The organism is Candidatus Micrarchaeota archaeon (assembly GCA_021163225.1).
Lineage (GTDB): Archaea > Micrarchaeota > Micrarchaeia > Anstonellales > JAGGXE01 > JAGGXE01.
Genome location: JAGGXE010000013.1, coordinates 1 through 18,123, shown reverse-complemented (window position 1 = coordinate 18,123; position 18,123 = coordinate 1). Strand labels below are relative to the sequence as shown.

The window sequence follows — 18,123 nt, the reverse complement described above, 5'->3', positions numbered from 1 at the left end:
GGTGAAATGATACGTTTGATACGTATAGACGGTTGTCGTATGAGTGGTCATGATACTGATGTCCATCTATTAGAGATAACCGATACCGGTTTGGTCCGTGTAGGTCCCAAGTTGAAGGATATACGAAGGTTGTAATTCTTGATTGATTTATGGATGGAGGTGATGTTATGGTGGTTGTGGAACCTGTTGAGGTGGATGTTGAAGATAGGGTAATGAAGATATTCTTAGAGGCTATCCGTATATTAGGCGGACCAAAGGAGTTGATCCTAACTCATCGTCATCTGACCTGGTTACCCGCCCTGTTAGAGGCGGTTTATGTTATCATCCTTCACGAGGAACATCATAAGACTAAGGATGAGATCGCTTCGGAGTTAGGTCTAACCAAGCAGACGGTCAGTAATATCCTATCCTCTGATCCTGAACAGGTTATGAGTAAGATCAAGGGTGAGTTAGAAGAGGATAAGAAGATACACGTTGCTGGAGGTCTGGCAAAACTCGCTTACAAAGAAGTAAAAAAGCGAGAGGTAGAGGGTTAGCGAAAGTGCCAGCTTCCGTATACTGTCGAACATAACTTTTCATTTGTGCATTTCGAGAAACAGCAGGACTAAATACAAAGGTTTAAAAACAGCGGTGGCACCAATAGACACACAAAAATCTAAAAGGAGTTGAAAAACATGAAAGGAACAGTAAAATTTTATAACGTGATGAAGAGGTTCGGTTTCATAACCGGTGAAGACGGAAGGGATTATTTTGTACATGTAACCGGTTTGAAACCAGGAGTGAGACTGTTTGAAGGGGACCATGTAACCTTCGATGTGGAAGAAACAGAAAGAGGTCCCAAGGCTGTGAATGTAGCCAAGGAAGAAGAAGCTGGCGCATGAGATTCTTTGTAATTTCAAAAGCCGACTTCTAACACAAACCTTTATCTTTTTATTTTCATTTTTCTCTTTTCCAACGACTCTTCTTTTATACCTTCAGATGATTGCGTTCTGTTGCATTCGGTTGCGTTTGTGAGGAGAGTTGTTCCAGCAATCCTAAAGGTTTTAATAGATGGAAAAAAGTATATAAAGATATGACATTAAGGTATAGGAAAAGAACCGGACTCGTTCGCTCAGCCCTAAAGATTATCAAAGAGATGTACAACAAAACACACATAAGTCTGGATAAGATGTTCGGTGTGAGAAAGGCAAAACAGATAGCAAAAAGAGCCCGCACTGCATCAAACTTCGCATCTGTTGAAAAGTTGATGAAGAGCGATGAAGCGCTCGAATTGATGTGGAACGAATTTTCATTCCTGTTACCTGATAAAAGGGACAGTACCATCGTGTCTATGATTGCCGACATGTTCATCAATGAGAGACCTATTATAAGGTCAAAAGAACAAAGAAAACATTACAGGTCGTTCAAGGAATTGATGAAGATAGATCCGTTGACGGGTGAGATAGAACTACCGACTACTCGGTGGACCAACAACGGAGAAAAGATAGACACTAAAGCAAGGTACGATTCGCTTCCAAAGGCTATCAGGTCGGCACAACATACCATCGACTCGTTGGTTAAAGAATACGAAGAAAACAAACAATTGATAGAAAGGATCGATAAGATCATAAGATATCTACCCCGCCTCGGTAAAGGTTCGACGGACGAAGAAAGGAGACTGTTCAGAAGAGAGGTGCTCAGATTGGCAGGTGAACTCAGTAAGAAACGGCATGCGTTAAAGGTTGAAGCGCGTAAAAAATTAGTGGCTGACGATGAGACAGATGTGATCAACCTCTTAGAAACATCTAACGATCCTGAACGGATCAGATACCGCAGAGAAAGGAACTGGCCCGCTGCTTCGGCGCGACTCGTTGCCGCACGACGGAGACTTTTCTTGAGAAACATCGAGATCGTTGAACAACTTACCCCCGGCATGGAGGTCCGTAAGGAAAAACTTCTGTCTGCGTACGACGACTATTCGGCACTTCACAGACAGATAGACGAAGTAGTTGGTAGATACGTAAACCTCATCCATCTGATTTTTGAACACGGTTGGTCGCCCAATCTTCAGAAAAGGCAGAGAAGATGTGCTAAAGAGGTAATCGACCTGATCAACGATTGGTTGGTCCCCTACCTCCATTCTACCGATTACGATAGAGTGTTCTGGGAGATAGGGAAACATCTTCTCGATTCGGTAAGAGCGCTCAATAAAGGCGACCTTCAAACGGCGTTAGACGAGGTGTTAACCGCACGCCGCTTGCAAACCGCTCATTATCAAACCGTTCTCGTAGACAAAGAAGGTAAAGGCATTATCTAAATGACCTGATAAAACAAGTTCAATTAATAATACGCTATTCTGAACAGTAAATTTATTGCACTCCATCCATCCATCCATCCATCCATCCATCCATCCATCCAGACGCTCATTCGCTTGGTAACCTACGGAAGACCACCATCGGGTCTTTGCCTTTCTTCCTCATCTTGTAAAGATACCATTGATAGATGATTACACCTGCAATAGCGATTATTAACGTTTGAACGGTAGCCATCTGCCACCATGCTTTACCAGAAGTGATATCGAAGTATATTACAACACCCATGAAAATCAAGGAAACCGCCATCACAAAACCTGCTACACAGAGTTGTGCGGTACGGTTCCTTAAGAACTTAATACGTTTGTAGATCCGCGGATTTCTATGCTTAAGTGCGATCAGCGAAGCAGCGATCAAAAAGTATATCACAAACCGTGATAATACCACGACATCAACTTCTGTGAAAAATCCACCGAACACGCAACTCACCGCCACAAACGACCCTATCAACGCGACCGCTGTAAGCGAATACACCGGTGCACCGTGCTTATTCGTTTTCATGAACGGTTTGGGCAGGATCTCATCTTTTGCCCAACTGTATAACAGCCGCGATTTAGTGTATAACATTGGCGGGATATCGTTAGCAAGCGCTATCACTATGAAAAGTGTGATAAGTATCGCAAAGGATTGAGGATAGAATTTACCTATTAACAGAGGAACGTTAGCATTCTTAAGTCCTACCAGGTATTGCCACGGGACGGCATGATAAAATGCGTAAGAGTAAAAGAAGTAGTATAACATAACCAGTACTGAAGCGATCATAAAGGCACGGGGCAAATTTTTCTCGGGATGTTCTATTTCGCCACCTGCCTGAGCGATCGAAGTGAACCCGATGTATGCCCAGAATAACACGGCCACAGCCAACACAAAATCCCATAATGAGGTGGTCTGGTGAAGGTTGCTTTTAGAAGAAAGGTCTGCACCGCTAACACGCAGGAAATCTTCGTGAGTATGGGTTAAACCTGTGTAACCGATAAGCAAACCGCCAACGATCATTATACTTGCCAGTATGATAACCGTCTTACCGTAAGCAGATACACCGAAATAGTTAATCAACCAGAATATCCATATCAAAGAAAGCGAACCTATGACCATACCGACGGGCGAAGAAAGGAATGCTTCAACATCGGTTAAACCTGCATAATGAAAGGCTGTGGCCATGATTATAACATCCATATACGCAACGGTACCCATCGCGATGACGGTTCCCGTCCATTTCAACACGGCTTCTATGAACGCCAAAAACGGACTCAAACTTCTGGATATATAGATGTATTCACCGCCCGCCCTCGGCATGGCTGTTGATAGAGCGGAGTAGACCAACGATATTACAAATGCTATTGCACCGCCTACAAAGATGGCTATCGGTACCAGACCCCCGATCCCGACGATTGTATTCTGTATCTCTACTATCAAAACGTTTATCCCACCGCCTATCACGTTACACAGTGCAGCAGCCACAACAGCCAATAGGGTGAGTTTACGAACTAACTTACCTGTGTGAGTACTCTTTTTCATCTAACCACCTTTGTTCTGCTTGATTTAAAAGTATTCACATAGAACTGCATTCGCTCAGTTTTTAAAATTTTAGTAGATTTCTTACTGATACTGCATTTGTACCACACTTTCGAAATTCTTACTTTCGCCTTCTAACTTTATCTCTCACCTAAAAACATCTCGGTTTGAATAAGAGACATACCTATCTGTGAGAAGGTTAGTCTCGCCTCTGACGTTCCCTATTGAACCTCACTTTTGAGTCGGGTTGAATTGCCCAACCTAATCCCTAACATCCTACACAACACATCATACTTGATACCGGAATGTTTAAATACACTAAAATACAATTAATAAACACAATATAATCAAAAAGATAACAGGTGAACTTATGAAAGTCGTCAAGTTCACTCCAATCAAAAAACGTGTTATTCATATTTATGATAGACCTTGGCCTATCGATAAAAAGTTCTACGGTCAGGCCTTTTCCATAGCTAACCATACTACATACTCTCAGTATCCAATATCCGTGCGTTCCTTTTATGATCACACACCTCTGTTAGAAGACCTGGAGATTCGCGCTGCCAAAGTCTTTTTTAATGCAGAGTATAGAGGGAACAAGTTTGTTATAAAAAACTTAAAAGAAGATTTATATAACTTCTTTGCAGAAAACGAATGTCCAGTGCTCGTATTTCAAACCCATAAAAATATAGATATAGTTAATGGAATAAAGAGAAAAATAGGTAAAAGAATCAAAACGGTATTTGTACTCAACTGTAGACCGGATGTTTACGGGTTTGTTTACAACGGAGATAAAACTACTAAAGGATCACTGTTTACCAATATTCCTTTTGATGCGTACGTTGCTGTAAGCAGAACTGTTAAAGAGGATTACATAAAACTTGGACTTCCACCAAGCAAAATAGAAGAAATACAGAACGGAGTCTCTTTAAAAGTTTATAAACCGATGGATCCTAACGAAAGGTCAGGAATAAGAGAAACATTAGGAATAAACACTAGGTTTGTGGTAGGGTATTCTGGCAGAATTACTAAAGATAAAGGTTACGATATACTTGTAGAACTGTTAAACCTATTTGAAGAGGATAATCAATTGTTTAAAGACTTTAGTTTCTTGTTTGCTTTGTCAGGAGATAAAAGAGATCAGTTTATTAAAGAAGTTAGTTATAGATTCCCAAAACTTACACGATCTGGTAGGATTAAAATAGTGGTAGATATCGCTAAATATGTCAACGGCTCTGATGAAGATTTGTCCAACATCGCTCTGTTAAATGAGATAAAGAGTTATCTGTTAGATGAAGAAAATTTGCAATCACCATTATTCAAAGGAATAGTAACCAAACCGATACAAGCAATCTCAGATGTTTTAATATTACCTTCTTACTCAGAATCATTTTCCTATAGCGTGTTAGAAGCGTTAGCTGTAGGCACACCTGTGGTCACATTAGATTCAGGCGGACCTGCAGAATTGGTCAAAAACATAGGAGGTTATCTTATCGATTTAGAAGGTATAACGCACCTAGACGGTCACCTTCATTTATCAAAAGATAAGGTAGTTGAAGTGGCCAAATCTTTTGCAGAAGGTATAATGAAAGCAATAGATGACATACACACAAATCCTCGATTGAAAGAGGAGTTTATACTCGCGGTAAGAAAAAGTGGTAGAACCGCTAAAGACATGGCTAAGAAATTGGACGAGTTAGTAAACATGTTATAAGATGTCCTATTCCTTCAGGTTCTGATTGCATTTTATTTTCAGAAGTTTAAGATATTTATTTATCTCTTATTGTGGGCCAGACATCTTCTACCAGTCCAGCCCGATAGAGCGCTCTCGTCCATGAACCGAACCTGACTATTACCTGCGAATAAGAAGGCAAAAACTGAACCTGATCCACCAACTTTACCCATTCACTAATAGTTGGAACATGTCCCAATAACTCAGTTCCTTTCCTTAAAGCGGAGAGGATGGATTCCTCATCGGTATAAACATATATTCTATAGAGTTTACCACCCAATAGCTCAGGTGTTAATAAATCGGATTTGAGACCGAACCGGATCAGTTTGCCAAACCCACCAAAGTAATATACGATCAGATCATATCTCATAAAACCGTACTTTGGAACATACTTATTCCATTCACGAACGGTCAACTTATGCCCTTTCTCCAAGAATACCTTAATCTGCAGGACGACGATCTCTTTCTTCGTAATACCCGATTGCTCCAAAAGATTCTTAAATGACCCGAATATCCTACCCACTATCTCAGACGGAACAGTAACAACTCCTTTCCGGTATAACTCGTCCCAGTACTTATTGTCAGGGATAGCACCAGTAGAATAAACAACATCTCTAAACTCTTTTAATATCTTCTTACTTAGTTCCTTATCCTCCAACTTGACTCTATCAAATAATACTTTCAGAAAATTGGCCCATCCGCCAAACTCATCCGAAATCAGTTGTTTAGACACGATACCAGGATTTTCCTTACGGAATCGCTCCCATTCGGGAGATGTTGGAAGTTTATGATACAACTCGAAGAACTGTATTCCCTGCTTTATGATCTTCTTCTTACTCTTGGAGTAGAGGGGGAACTTCTCTTTTAACATCCTTTTAATCGTCATCCATCCGATATGTTTTTTGATCCAATAAACAGAAGGATAACCCTCATTTTTGGCGATAAACTTCCAATCTCTCTGATAAGGATAACGTTCATTCTCTTTAACGAACTTACACATCCTATCCAAAATCCGGTCAACATCGGTTTTATGTGCGGAGGTCGATATACTTCCTTTTGTCTTACGGGTTTCCGGATCGGTCAACACTTCTTTTTTCACAAACTCAGACCTTATTTTTTGATTTTGAGCAAGTTTCTTATGCCTTTCAAACGGTTTCTGTGATTCCCTCTGTGCCATGTATCAATTAATGGTTGATCATAATTTAAACTTTGTGGTAATGCTTGGTGAAACGAAGAAGTATGACATCTTCCGCTAATCCGCAATACTCGTTCAGTACCTAACCCTATCCTTACGTTTCTTCCATGCGTTCATCATCTTCACGCATTCGTCCCTGAGGACACCGTCATGTATCCTAACCCTGACACGACGCCCGCCCAACTTCTTGATCTCTCGGTTATGTAGTTTGATCTCCCTGAACCCGCACCGTTCTGCGTCTTCAATGGTTGCACCAAAGTATACCTCATCCAGGTTGGCCCAATGTATCGCCGAGAAACACATAGGACACGGTTCGCATGTGGAGAAGATCACATGTCCTTTAAGGTTGTACGTCTTCAGTTTCCTCGCAGCCTTACGTATAGCGTTAACCTCCGCATGAGCAGTCGGATCGTTATCTTTCACGACGGTGTTGTACGCCCGTGCCACGACCTCACCGGTCTTCCTATCAACGACCACCGCACCGAACGGTGATTGACCCTTCTCAATACCTCTATAGGCAACCTTTATTGCTTCTCTCATTAACCGTTCTATGTCAACCTTCTTCATCATCCACCACCATCCCATCTCTCCAAAAATATTGTGGTTATAAAATTCACACGGATTTAGTGGCAGAACCCTATCGAATTAGTTTAACAAACATTAAAAAAGATACGGCATACCTTAAATTCGATTATGATTATGAATAAATCCTCGAAATTTTACATTTTACCCTTCAGTAAGTTGTCGGAACTGATGTTTAATAGAGTCGAAGGATGATGTAGGGAGCACTTTTCTCGACCATAACCAAAATTCAACGGTCTAAAACGTTTTCATGACCGGTTGATTACAAATTTACCAACAATTCTGGGAAACGCATTGACATCGTAAACTAACAGTTCAGCGGTTTTATCAGTCAGATAGATAGGTTTCTCAAAACTTATCACCGTTTCATACTTTCCAGACTGTTCTAAAGTTTTTATTTTAGCAAACTGTCCACTGACAAAGTTAAGATCATAACCAAACATCAAAGATTGCTTCTCCTTCATATCACGATTGTAGTACTTCGTAATTTTCAGGATACCGTTCACCTGACTCGTTAACTCAACCGTAACATCAGGGTCTACAGCGATCGTTGTGTCCTTAACCTTTTCATAAGAGGATTTTATAGCCAAACCTACTCTTGAGCCTGCAGACGCTTCTGGAACATCGTTATCGTGCACCTGTATCGAACGTATTGTTGTAAGTTCGTCGGTTGGATACAAATGTAATCTATCATGCACTTTCACAGTCCCTGATTTCACACTTCCCAATAACACTACACCTACGCTCCTTACTTGTAGAACTTGATCCACTATGACATTTAACTGTTCTGTATCTTGGTTAATAATGGATTCATGCAACTTTTCAAGATATGCAAACATCTCAAACTTATCTGAATAAAACATCCTTTTGTTTATTTCTGACAAATACGGACGTAGGTCTTCTTCACTAAAGGTTTCAGAATATATCAAAACAGGTTTTCCGGATAACCCTGCACTGAGGATCAGTTCGCCCGTGTACTTATCAAGTTCGTTCACCACTACAACTATGACGTCCGAATACCCTAACGTTTTGGATAACGGTTTTATTCTCTCAGGATAGAGTTTAGGGTCTATAAAGTTCATACGCACTCCGTTACCTGTTGTATAATGATATATAGCGATATCTGTAGCGTTGCCGAGTTTAGCCGACCTAACGAATTCATGATCCTTATCAAGTATTCCCACATCGACCATATGGAGATATTTTCAACCTTTCTTATTTTTAAATTTAGATCTGCTGATCTCCCAGATGTCATCTCCAACGTAATGGAGAACTTCGATGACCCTGCCTTTATCAATCCTATCTATTTCATCGGAAGACATCAAACTGTAACCTATGGCTAATGGTTTGTTATGTCTTTCGTCGCAGATGAGTACGAACGCGCCCTTATCGAAGATACCGTGTGACACAATACCCGGACGCATAACATCCGCCCCATCGGTCACATATGGCACCGCACCCATATCAACGATCACATAGGATAACCCTAACTCCTTGATGCTTTCTGATGTACAATCTTTCCCTAACCCAACAATCACATTAAGAGTTGGTAAAGTGCGCCCATCGATTAGTAAATATTTCGGTACACCGTTAACACAGATTACGGTACAACGTTTCATCTCCTTCAACTCAAACTGATCATGTTTGCTCACATTGAGATAATCTTCAGGTAAACCGGACAATAAACGTTTTAACTCTTTGAACCTCAACCTCACAGGTTTTCGTTTTTTCCGGTCATCCTTTTGTTTACCCATACGTATTCACCATCCCTACGGTGTCCAAAACCATCACAGTCATCTTCCGCCGAATCCGCCGCCGCCGAACCCTCCACCTGACCCTGAGAACCCGCCGGACCATCCTCCTGTTGAACCTGAGTATCCGGATGATGAGGAAGATGGTGGAGTGTACGACGGGGTAAAGGTAGTGATGAACACAGGGGAATACGCGAATCCTGACAACTCCTCGGTCTTCTCAACGAACGCAGGGTTAATCTTCCTCATTATCTCTACCACCTTATCAGCCACACCCAGACCGACCGCGTACGCCAGGTATTCCTCCCATAGGACAACACTCTGGGGCGGATAATCCTTCATGGCGGAGAAATCGGTCAGGAACCTCTTAAAGTTATTCCACTTCAGGGATAATAACCTACCTTCTTTCGTCCATCTGGACAACCATATCTTCTTATTTGTGAAGAGGATCAAAGCACCCATACCTGAGAACACGCCAAACAACCCATTCCAAAACAACCAACCGCTCGATAAGAACGTACTGGATAACCAGAGGAATAAATACACAACTACGAGGACACCAACCGATTTCGTGAACCTCTCATACCCAGTCTTATCAACATACTTCTCCAGGTTGAGGTCTGTCTTGAGTTCGTTCAACCATTCATGATACCACTCATAATAAGAGCGAGTTCCTGATACCTTATCCTTAAACCGTTTCAAACTCAACCTACCATCTTCAGCATGCTTCTTAAGGAAATCCAACACCTTTCTCTCCACGGGTTTGATAGGCTTCCCTTTGGAACGGATCCTGATCACGTAATCCTTACCCCCATCCTTACGTTCTATCTTCAACCACTTCTTAGCCGCCAACGATATAATCGTCGCATGTAAACTGTTACTAAAATCATAATCACCTTTAACTAACGACCCCACCTCAGCCGGAGGATGATCACTGGGTGGTTCCCTCTCGTATATACCGAGGTATCCGACTTCTTCAGGTGTATACTCCCGACCGTAAACATAGTAGTAATACATACCCAACATCCAAGGTAGTAGGATTATTACGGCTGACAGGATAACCTTCAGTATACCGATCACATAGAACTTAGTTCGGTCGGACTCTTCACCTCTTATTATCTCCTCACGACACGACCCACCGGGTATGTACGGACCATCACGGTTGAACCAATCAACCGGCATGAGTAGGTTAACCTCTAAGAACGTGTGTTCCGGATAGAACTCGGTATGTAGGTTTATCTTGTTCCCTACACTCTCGACATCTATATCGGCATCCCACGGGTGGACGAAGAGAACGGTCCGGTTAGCCTCACCTGGCAATATTATGTGGATATCCAACTTGAAAACTTTGGGTGACCTATCACCCCATACCTTATAGTAGAACTGGACCGTATCGTTATGTCTTATCAGGGTATACACGTCGTATTCAAAATGAGCGGTCACCTCACCGCAACCCCTATCCAGTTCCAGGATCAACTCCGGGTTACCGGACACCGACACGTCGGGCGGATCGTACCGGAAGGTACAGTTATCACCTATACAATAACCTGTTGCGTTACCAAAGGGTAAACCCAACGGTAACTCGCGATACAATTCATGAAACGGTGTATACTTACAATCTGCAAGAAAATAATCTACATCTTCAACAACATGGACATAACCTGACCGGTCGACCGTATAGGTAATGTTAGCACTTTCCAGATATAACCTCTTAGCAGATACGCGGTCACTTAGCATTATACAGAATAACAGAAGAAATACCGTCATTCTGAAATATTTTGATACCATGGTTAAACCACGTCAGTACTTAATTTAAATATTAAGGTGAATGAAACCCCATTCCTTGACGAATAATAGATCGGAGAGCGGTCGATCATAGAAATTATTTAAAACATTCTCTATGAGATAATTCGGTATGATATTGGTGGATGTAGGGATAATACTTATCACTGCTACTTTCATGTCATTCATAACAACAAAACTCAAACAACCTTCAATCATAGCATACATCATAACAGGGTTACTCATCGGACCCTACATGCTAGGGTTGATCAACGATACTTCTGTGGTCACATCGTTTGCTTCTTTAGGATTGGCATTCCTGCTGTTCACAGCCGGAGTAGAACTGGACATGCGGAAGTTCGGGATGGTGAGCAGCACCGCGGTCACGGGAGGTATCGTACAGATTGTTGTTTCTTTCGTCATAGGATACGGAATCTTTGCGTATTTGGGATATTCGCAACTGTTATCAAGCATTGCGGGTTTGATAGTGGCTTTGAGCAGCACCACATTGGTAACCAAGATCCTTGTAGAACGTCACGAGATCAACGCGTTGCACGGCAGACTGGGGATAGGCATACTTGTTCTGCAAGACATCGTTGCAATGATAGCCCTACTCCTATTGGGTATGGGTAACGGGTTCGTTAACCTTTGTCTTCTGGCATTGATCTTCTTTGTACTTAACAGATGGCTCATGCCGAAACTCACGGATTACGCCGCGCACACCAATCAACTGTTCCTTCTCTCGTTGGCAACACTGTTCTTCTTCGTAGCATTGGCTTACTACCTGGAACTGCCGATCAGTATCGGAGCGTTCATGGCCGGTGTAACCCTAAGCGGATTAACTTATTCGCCAAGCGTAACCGCAGAACTCAAACCGTTACGTGAATTCTTCGCCATACTGTTCTTTGTATCATTGGGTATGCAAATAGATCCATCAACGTTGGTCGAGTACGGACCGCTGATACTCATACTGTTTATCGGGACAACAGTTATCAAACCGACGATAACCGCTCTAACCTATCTGGTCCTCGGATACGGTACAGAGATATCCAGTATCCTGGGGTTATACCTCGGACAATCGAGCGAGTTTTCTATAGTTCTGGTACAAACATGTTTTGAGAACGGAATCGTTCCCTACCCGTTATATACGATGTTCATCACAACAGTAGTTCTCTCCATGGCCTGTACACCGTACCTCATCAAAACCAAAGGTCTGATACGTAACCTTGTGAAACGTGTTGGAGTACCGCATCTGTTTAATAAACGTGTTGCACATCTGAGGTCAAGGTCCAAACGGAGGTTAAAGGATCATATCGTAATCATAGGTGCGCATCGTGTCGGTTTCAAAGTCGCCGTGTTTCTGAAGAAGAACCGGAAAAACGTTGTCGTGATAGACCATGACCCGGAAGTGGTCTATAAATTAAGGTCGAAAGGTATCCACTACGTATTCGGCGATGCCGGTAACCAAGAAATACTCGACCTGGCCCGCGCGGACGATGCGCGGATGGTAATCATAACGGTCGCAGATCCAGATACTACTTTATCCGTCGTTGAATACGTGAAACTCAAAAATCCGAAAGCGGTCGTTATTGCAAGGGCGCACAGAAGGTCCGAGGCGCTAAGGTTATACAAAGCAGGGGCAGACCTCGTGGTAATACCGGAGATGGTGAGCAGTAACGAAACTGTAAAATACGTCAGCACAATATTATCGGAACCGACAAGCATCGAATCGATGAGAGACGAACACGTCAAAGAATTAAGACGGTTTATCGAATAGAAATTTTCAACCTTTCGCGCTGTCTTTCACACTGTTGATTTTCTTAAGGGTTTTACGGATACGTGTCCAGTGCGACCCTTTCCAATAGACCTTACCGCACAGGGTACATCGCCAAAACTTTCGTTTCCTCCGATACACGTAAGGGGGTACATCGCCTTTCACCTGGGAAGGTCTCACTTCTTCGAGTAATCCGTTGCACAAGGGACACCGTTGCGGAACAACAGAACTAGGGACAGGGATATCGTAAGTGGCGAGGATATAGGCGACCTGTTTGATGAACTGTCCGTCGGGAACGAGAACTGCATCGACTCCTTCCCTAACCGCCCGTTTGTACAATTCTTTATCACAGGTTAGAAGGATTCTGTGTTCGTTTTTAGCATACATAAGAATAAGATCGTCTTCTTCTGCTGTCGGAGGCGCTACGTCCAATCCCATAATCCTTAGCCATCGTGCAACTTTCTCGAGCATCACATCAGCAACAAACCGTCGTCCGTTCATCAAGATCTCCGTTTTCTCCCGCGTTTCGGCGGTAGTTTAATCTTATACTCAGGGAAAATCTTATTAAACGTTTCAGCGTTGATGTACGGCAGCATCTTGATCAAAGATAACGTCTCGTGTAATATGCACGGTTTCAGCATATCGTCTTCGCTGTCTATTTTTTCCAATATCGAGTAGAGGTTCTTATACCCTTTCCGTTTTCCTTTCACCATTTCGACCGCACGTTTCTTACACGTTTCTACCGTATCATTCCCAAGCACGAACAGAAACGATTTGGTGATCACGGTTGTATTGATGCTTGCCAACGTTTGTAACACCTCTGGCATCTCAGTATGTTCATCGATACTCAACTTTTTGGCCGCAAACCAATCGTTAAACTTACCGATGAAAGTGATACCTTCATAATCCAACGGGTTGGTTGAAGATGCCCGTAAGTAGTATTCCGGATAATACTTCCTTATGTAAGATTCCGTCAACCAGGCAGGTTCTCCTCTTTTTTTCAACAGATGCCAGATGAAAAATGCATCGAGTATCGGAGCAAACCTCTTATCCACTATCGAATAATCAGGTTTGTTACCTTCAGGAGTCCGAAAATCGAACATTGAGAAAAAATGATCGTTGTTCACCTCGAATACTGTGGAAAGGGCGGATCCGGTCTGACCGAAGGTTTTAGGTGTCCAACGTAACCGGTCGTTCCATCCGTTCTTCTTCGAAGATGTTAGATAAAGTATCTCATCTTCGATATTGATCACCCCGACAATTTCCGACACCCGACATTTACAACGCCCCGGGGCGGATTCGAACCGCCGACCTTCCGGTTACCGCTTTTTCTTGATGACGTTTCTTTTTCTAAAGAGGTTTCTAACAGCCGGACGCTCTACCACTAAGCTACCGGGGCACGGTGATATGTTTTAGACAGAGTTAATAAAAATGTTTCGGTCTGTTCCGCACCCATTATCCTCTCGACATCAGAAATTTTTTGAAAAACAGGAGGAGGGTTTAAAAACATTTCTCACCAAAAATAGGTGTGGTGAGGGTGATGTCCATGAAAAATGGAAAAATGAAACATAATGGAAAGAAAGGTAGGAATGTAAACAACCGTGGGGTCTCCAGGAACCGGAACGAGTTCAGGAGTTTGGAACCGTTAGATGATATATCCGGAGAACAGGAGGCAATACGAAACCGTATTCGTATGAGCGGTTGGTGTACAAGAACGTTGGCAGAACTACTGTTGAAATGCAGCCGTGACCTGGAACTGGACCGCGCACCCACTCCGGACGAATACGATGAATGGGTTAGCAAACAGGTTACCCTGTATCCGTACTCAAACCAGATATTCAAGATGGGTTACAACTTTCATACATTACGTAAAAAGATAACACGGTTGATCCATATGAAAGGGATTAACGGTTGGAGCAAACCGACGCATCAGGAAGAGAAAACGGTCCGGAAAAAACATAATACTCAAAGGCATAATCCTATTTCCACTATGAGAAGATATTTCTCACATATTGCCGAACGGGACGGTAAAACAGAAAGGGATATCGACAAAGAACTTATCTCAGGAGTCAAATCTGAGAATGATCTGGTGGACGTTCTTCTCTATCATTTGGATAAGGAAGGTTATATACCTACGATCAGTTCATGGAGCATGATGTGTTGGCGTGTCGGGATTCCCGAACTTCAGGAACTGGCTGTCAAAGTAGGAACTACTGCGGAGGCGGTCATCGAAAAGGCAAAAGTGAAAGCAGAATACCTTATATACCAAAACCATCAGCTCGTTGAAGGAGTGTGGAGCATACTCTTCGACAAGTACCTCTCAGAATGCAAGAGACCGCCGTCTCTGCCGATGCTGAGGAGATGGGTGGAGAGCAAAGAGGACAGAATGATAGTGCCCAAAAACCTATTCACAATCGCGGACAGAGTGATATTCTACGGATTCTATTACGGAGAGAAATAACTGTTAAATCTTTCATATCTTCTTTCCGTTTTTTTTTTCTTTCGACTTTCGCTCTTTCGGATTAGAAGAGAGTAGGTGAGAATTGTCCAAACATATATTTATAAATGTTGTATCTTCTAATAGATGCGGAAGACCAGGATACGGAAAAAGAGGTGATACCGGATGAGTTTGCCAGAAGCGTATAACCGGTCAACCCGGTTTATTAAAGAAAGATGGACATCGGTCGTCGGGATAACCACGTTGAACTTGATACTGTTGTTGATACTCGGGGCACCATTCACTTATTTAGCATTCAGAGACATATTCTCTCTTGGTTTGGAAACTGGTAGCGCGTTTGAAATGGGTAACGTGTCCGGAGGGTTTCATCATAGTTCCCAGGTGGCACGTAAGTTGTTCTGGTGGAGTTTACTGTTTCTGGTAGTCTACTTGATTCTATCATCCGTAATTATTTATCCGTTATTGATCGTGATGACTAACCATGTCCATGGAAAGAAGAGTAAATCTGTACTGTCATATTTCTCGATGGATACGGCGGTCCGAGCTATCAAATATCTCGTTGCCCAGGTGTTAATCGCGGCGACATTAGCGATCATCTTCATAATCATGGCAATACTGCTCGCTATGATCGTATACGCATTAGGCGGAAACGTAGCACCTATGAAACAGGGGTTCGTTAGCGGCGGTTGGTCGATAGCGATGATACTGATACTTATAATCATCGGTTACTTCTTCGGAGTAACTCTCACAACCAGCATGTATAAACTCATCGACCTCTTTGTTTATCACAGACAACCCTTCTTCACTTCAGTGATCGAATCTCTAAAGTTCGGTTTACCTTCACCGTTCAACTGGCGAATAGGCGGTAGTCTGCTAGTCATTTTGATATTCATGGCTGTTCTGAGCCTGATCATCGGATTCGTAATAGGACTGATAATACCTCAACCTAAAGAGACGGTCCTAAGAACATTATTGTACGGGGATGTTGAAAGCTTAAAAATGTCTATCGGACTGATGGTGGTCAGAAACGTGTTGAACACTTATATCAGCGCACTGCTCAGTTATTGGCTGTTCCAGTATCCGGTGCTATATCTGATAGTTCACGATTGGAGTAAATCGGAAGACTGGTCAGGGTCTGAAGAGGAGAGAAAGGAAGAAACCATTGAGAAAAAGAAACGGAGAGGGAGAAGAAAGAAATCTGCAAAAGAAGAGGAAGAATGGTAGATGTTTCGGTTTTCTTCTTTTCCGCTTTTTTGTTTTAAGTTTTTATTTGAAGTTTTCAAACGTTGGAATAAAACATCTTGATAAACGTCAACGGGTTCTTGGTACGTAACGGTTTGAACTGTTTGGGAAAATACCTCTGATATTTTGGCCATGCGAACCGTTCATCCATCAACATTATCACGCATCTGTCGGTAGCGCTCCGTATTCCCCGTCCGGCGGATTGCAACACTTTATTCACTGCAGGTATATAGTATGCGTATTCCCATCCTTTGCGTTTACCGAACTTCTGGTTGAAATAGTTTACCAGGGACTGTTTTTCCAGGGTAGGCGGATCCAGAGGTAACCCTACCACGATCACCGCTTTGATGGCGTTACCTTTGAAATCTATCCCTTCAGAAAAAGACCCCTGCTGAACACCTAAGAACAACGAGTTGTCAGAAGATTCTATGAGTTCCACCACTGACCGTTTTTCATCTTTGCTCCATTCCGGATCTTCTACAACGACCTGTTTATTCGTCAGGATATAGGGTTGGATCTGTCGGATCATATCGTAAGACGGGAAAAAGGCTATCACATTACCGGGCACGTTATCAGCCAATGTGCTTATCTTCGCACCGTATTTTTTGAATTCTGCATCATCACGTTTTGAATACAACGTCGTTACCGTATCATCGACAAGAATGAGACGGTTGTTCTTCGGGAACGGTGATTCGTAAATTCTTGTCACCGGATCGTATATGCCCAGAAGGTCCGCATAGTATTCTGGAGGGTACAAAGTACCGCTCATCAGAACAGCGCTGTGGACCTGGAGGAAGAGGTCCTCGGTGTAATCGCTCGGGTCTAAAGGGATAACGTATACACCTGTATTGTTCTCGATCCTGGCTATATGCTCATCCTCACGTCTCCACGAAACAAAAAAATCTAACAGACCAGCCAACGAGGAAGAATAGAATTCATCTTCAACCTCGTTGATCACCGTCTCGACCGCCGAATCGAGTATGGATAACCATTCATCGTAATCGATCGGTTCTATCAGTCCTTCGCTCAGTTTAAGTTCCACACCGTACACAAAATCTTCACGTTCTACATACCGTTCTGTATCATCGTCCGGGATCAACCCGTACAACGACCGTAACAGTTGATCGAGGAATTTGTCATGCACATACTCCTTGTTCTCTTTGATGGCACCGGCAATCATCGGATAGGTAAGACCTTTGGTGTAAAGGGACCGGACCCGTTCAGGCAAGGAATGAGCTTCATCGATCACAAGTATAACATCGTTGAGGTCTACACCCATTTTCTCCAGTATGATATTACGTATCCCCGCATCCAGAATGTAATTGTAATCTGAAACCAACACATCTGCATCTCTCACTGCCTTTAAAGCGGTTGCATGCGGACAGGACAGATACGTTACGCACGAGGAAGTTATGTCCTCAACATGTTTTACTTCGGAGAGGATCTCTTCGACAGCCAACCTGTTCACACGGTAGAAGGGACATTTACGGGATTTTCTGTCCTTGGCACACGCGATATGAAACTCCGACCTCGGCAATTCCCTATACTCCTCACGCGGACACATATCTTTCTTATTGATGATATCCACAACCTTTAGGTCAACCTTCTCACTGATACGGCGTAACGTCTCAATAGCTATCATATGTTGAGACTGTCTCGAAGTGACAAACATCACTTTCATACCGCGATTCAGCGCATACTCTAACGCGGCTGTCAACACGGCGGCAGTTTTACCTATACC

At 42.8% G+C, this 18,123-nt stretch carries 17 protein-coding genes and 1 tRNA gene; 8 read left to right on the top strand and 10 right to left on the bottom strand.

Annotated features, from left to right (window positions below):
* From J7K41_01050 to J7K41_01035, 4 genes are all read left to right on the top strand, one after another.
* Positions 1-135 (top strand): KaiC domain-containing protein (locus tag J7K41_01050; protein MCD6549283.1); only part of this gene is annotated, 135 nt, incomplete at its 5' end.
* A 32-nt stretch (positions 136-167) separates the two neighbouring features.
* Positions 168-536 carry a regulatory domain protein gene (locus J7K41_01045; GenBank protein ID MCD6549282.1) on the top strand — a complete coding sequence of 123 codons (369 nt, stop codon included), beginning with the start codon at positions 168-170 and terminating at the stop codon, positions 534-536.
* Positions 537-674: 138 nt separating this feature from the next.
* Positions 675-881, top strand: coding sequence for a cold shock domain-containing protein (locus J7K41_01040; GenBank protein MCD6549281.1), 207 nt, complete (start codon positions 675-677; stop codon positions 879-881).
* A gap of 191 nt (positions 882-1,072) precedes the next feature.
* Positions 1,073-2,296, top strand: coding sequence for a hypothetical protein (locus J7K41_01035; GenBank protein ID MCD6549280.1), 1,224 nt, complete (start codon positions 1,073-1,075; stop codon positions 2,294-2,296).
* Between the two features lie 106 nt (positions 2,297-2,402).
* Here J7K41_01035 and J7K41_01030 read toward each other — a convergent pair whose 3' ends face one another.
* A complete protein-coding gene (locus tag J7K41_01030) occupies positions 2,403-3,869 on the bottom strand; it encodes an APC family permease (protein MCD6549279.1) in 1,467 nt (488 codons plus the stop codon).
* A gap of 367 nt (positions 3,870-4,236) precedes the next feature.
* Between J7K41_01030 and J7K41_01025 the strand changes: the two genes are divergently transcribed.
* Positions 4,237-5,580, top strand: a complete 1,344-nt coding sequence (locus J7K41_01025; protein MCD6549278.1) for a glycosyltransferase — start codon at positions 4,237-4,239, stop codon at positions 5,578-5,580.
* A gap of 55 nt (positions 5,581-5,635) precedes the next feature.
* On the opposite strand, the gene J7K41_01020 is transcribed toward J7K41_01025, so the two are convergent.
* The 5 genes from J7K41_01020 to J7K41_01000 all read right to left on the bottom strand — a co-directional run bounded on the left by J7K41_01020 (position 5,636) and on the right by J7K41_01000 (position 10,914).
* On the bottom strand, positions 5,636-6,775 hold the full coding sequence (locus J7K41_01020) for a hypothetical protein (protein MCD6549277.1): 1,140 nt from the start codon (positions 6,773-6,775) through the stop codon (positions 5,636-5,638).
* Between the two features lie 93 nt (positions 6,776-6,868).
* Positions 6,869-7,333, bottom strand: coding sequence for a nucleoside deaminase (locus tag J7K41_01015; protein MCD6549276.1), 465 nt, complete (start codon positions 7,331-7,333; stop codon positions 6,869-6,871).
* A gap of 290 nt (positions 7,334-7,623) precedes the next feature.
* Positions 7,624-8,568, bottom strand: a complete 945-nt coding sequence (locus tag J7K41_01010) for a hypothetical protein (GenBank protein ID MCD6549275.1) — start codon at positions 8,566-8,568, stop codon at positions 7,624-7,626.
* A gap of 12 nt (positions 8,569-8,580) precedes the next feature.
* Entirely contained in the window at positions 8,581-9,129 is a 549-nt protein-coding gene (locus tag J7K41_01005) for a DUF1947 domain-containing protein (protein MCD6549274.1), read from the bottom strand.
* Between the two features lie 39 nt (positions 9,130-9,168).
* Positions 9,169-10,914, bottom strand: a complete 1,746-nt coding sequence (locus tag J7K41_01000) for a DUF2207 domain-containing protein (protein ID MCD6549273.1) — start codon at positions 10,912-10,914, stop codon at positions 9,169-9,171.
* 127 nt (positions 10,915-11,041) lie between these two features.
* Here J7K41_01000 and J7K41_00995 point away from each other — a divergent pair, with 127 nt between their 5' ends.
* On the top strand, positions 11,042-12,685 hold the full coding sequence (locus tag J7K41_00995) for a cation:proton antiporter (protein ID MCD6549272.1): 1,644 nt from the start codon (positions 11,042-11,044) through the stop codon (positions 12,683-12,685).
* A 6-nt stretch (positions 12,686-12,691) separates the two neighbouring features.
* On the opposite strand, the gene J7K41_00990 is transcribed toward J7K41_00995, so the two are convergent.
* The 3 genes from J7K41_00990 to J7K41_00980 all read right to left on the bottom strand — a co-directional run bounded on the left by J7K41_00990 (position 12,692) and on the right by J7K41_00980 (position 14,081).
* A complete protein-coding gene (locus tag J7K41_00990; protein MCD6549271.1) occupies positions 12,692-13,183 on the bottom strand; it encodes a Mut7-C RNAse domain-containing protein in 492 nt (163 codons plus the stop codon).
* Complete coding sequence (locus tag J7K41_00985) at positions 13,183-13,953, bottom strand: DUF2666 family protein (GenBank protein MCD6549270.1); 771 nt, start codon at positions 13,951-13,953, stop codon at positions 13,183-13,185. Before J7K41_00985 ends, J7K41_00990 begins: the two co-directional genes overlap by 1 nt.
* Positions 13,954-13,966: 13 nt before the next feature.
* A tRNA-Asn gene (locus J7K41_00980) sits at positions 13,967-14,081 on the bottom strand.
* Positions 14,082-14,228: 147 nt separating this feature from the next.
* Between J7K41_00980 and J7K41_00975 the strand changes: the two genes are divergently transcribed.
* Both J7K41_00975 and J7K41_00970 read left to right on the top strand, forming a co-directional pair.
* Positions 14,229-15,143 (top strand): hypothetical protein, encoded by a 915-nt coding sequence (locus J7K41_00975; protein ID MCD6549269.1) that lies wholly within the window; start codon positions 14,229-14,231, stop codon positions 15,141-15,143.
* Positions 15,144-15,305: 162 nt separating this feature from the next.
* The gene (locus tag J7K41_00970; GenBank protein ID MCD6549268.1) at positions 15,306-16,364 is read left to right on the top strand and encodes a hypothetical protein; all 1,059 of its coding nucleotides are present in this window, start codon (positions 15,306-15,308) and stop codon (positions 16,362-16,364) included.
* 55 nt (positions 16,365-16,419) lie between these two features.
* Here the strand turns inward: J7K41_00970 and J7K41_00965 are convergent.
* Positions 16,420-18,123: ATP-dependent DNA helicase (locus tag J7K41_00965; GenBank protein MCD6549267.1), on the bottom strand; the 1,704-nt coding region annotated here is incomplete at its 5' end.

Coding starts and splice junctions, on each gene's coding strand:
- J7K41_01030 (MCD6549279.1), bottom strand. CDS start 3,869: ATGAAAAAGAGTACTCACACAGGTAAGTTAGTTCGTAAACTCACCCTA.
- J7K41_00970 (MCD6549268.1), top strand. CDS start 15,306: ATGAGTTTGCCAGAAGCGTATAACCGGTCAACCCGGTTTATTAAAGAA.
- J7K41_01000 (MCD6549273.1), bottom strand. CDS start 10,914: ATGGTATCAAAATATTTCAGAATGACGGTATTTCTTCTGTTATTCTGT.
- J7K41_01015 (MCD6549276.1), bottom strand. CDS start 7,333: ATGAGAGAAGCAATAAAGGTTGCCTATAGAGGTATTGAGAAGGGTCAA.
- J7K41_01020 (MCD6549277.1), bottom strand. CDS start 6,775: ATGGCACAGAGGGAATCACAGAAACCGTTTGAAAGGCATAAGAAACTT.
- J7K41_01045 (MCD6549282.1), top strand. CDS start 168: ATGGTGGTTGTGGAACCTGTTGAGGTGGATGTTGAAGATAGGGTAATG.
- J7K41_00990 (MCD6549271.1), bottom strand. CDS start 13,183: ATGAACGGACGACGGTTTGTTGCTGATGTGATGCTCGAGAAAGTTGCA.
- J7K41_01010 (MCD6549275.1), bottom strand. CDS start 8,568: ATGGTCGATGTGGGAATACTTGATAAGGATCATGAATTCGTTAGGTCG.
- J7K41_00975 (MCD6549269.1), top strand. CDS start 14,229: ATGAAAAATGGAAAAATGAAACATAATGGAAAGAAAGGTAGGAATGTA.
- J7K41_01025 (MCD6549278.1), top strand. CDS start 4,237: ATGAAAGTCGTCAAGTTCACTCCAATCAAAAAACGTGTTATTCATATT.
- J7K41_01040 (MCD6549281.1), top strand. CDS start 675: ATGAAAGGAACAGTAAAATTTTATAACGTGATGAAGAGGTTCGGTTTC.
- J7K41_01005 (MCD6549274.1), bottom strand. CDS start 9,129: ATGGGTAAACAAAAGGATGACCGGAAAAAACGAAAACCTGTGAGGTTG.
- J7K41_01035 (MCD6549280.1), top strand. CDS start 1,073: ATGACATTAAGGTATAGGAAAAGAACCGGACTCGTTCGCTCAGCCCTA.
- J7K41_00995 (MCD6549272.1), top strand. CDS start 11,042: ATGATATTGGTGGATGTAGGGATAATACTTATCACTGCTACTTTCATG.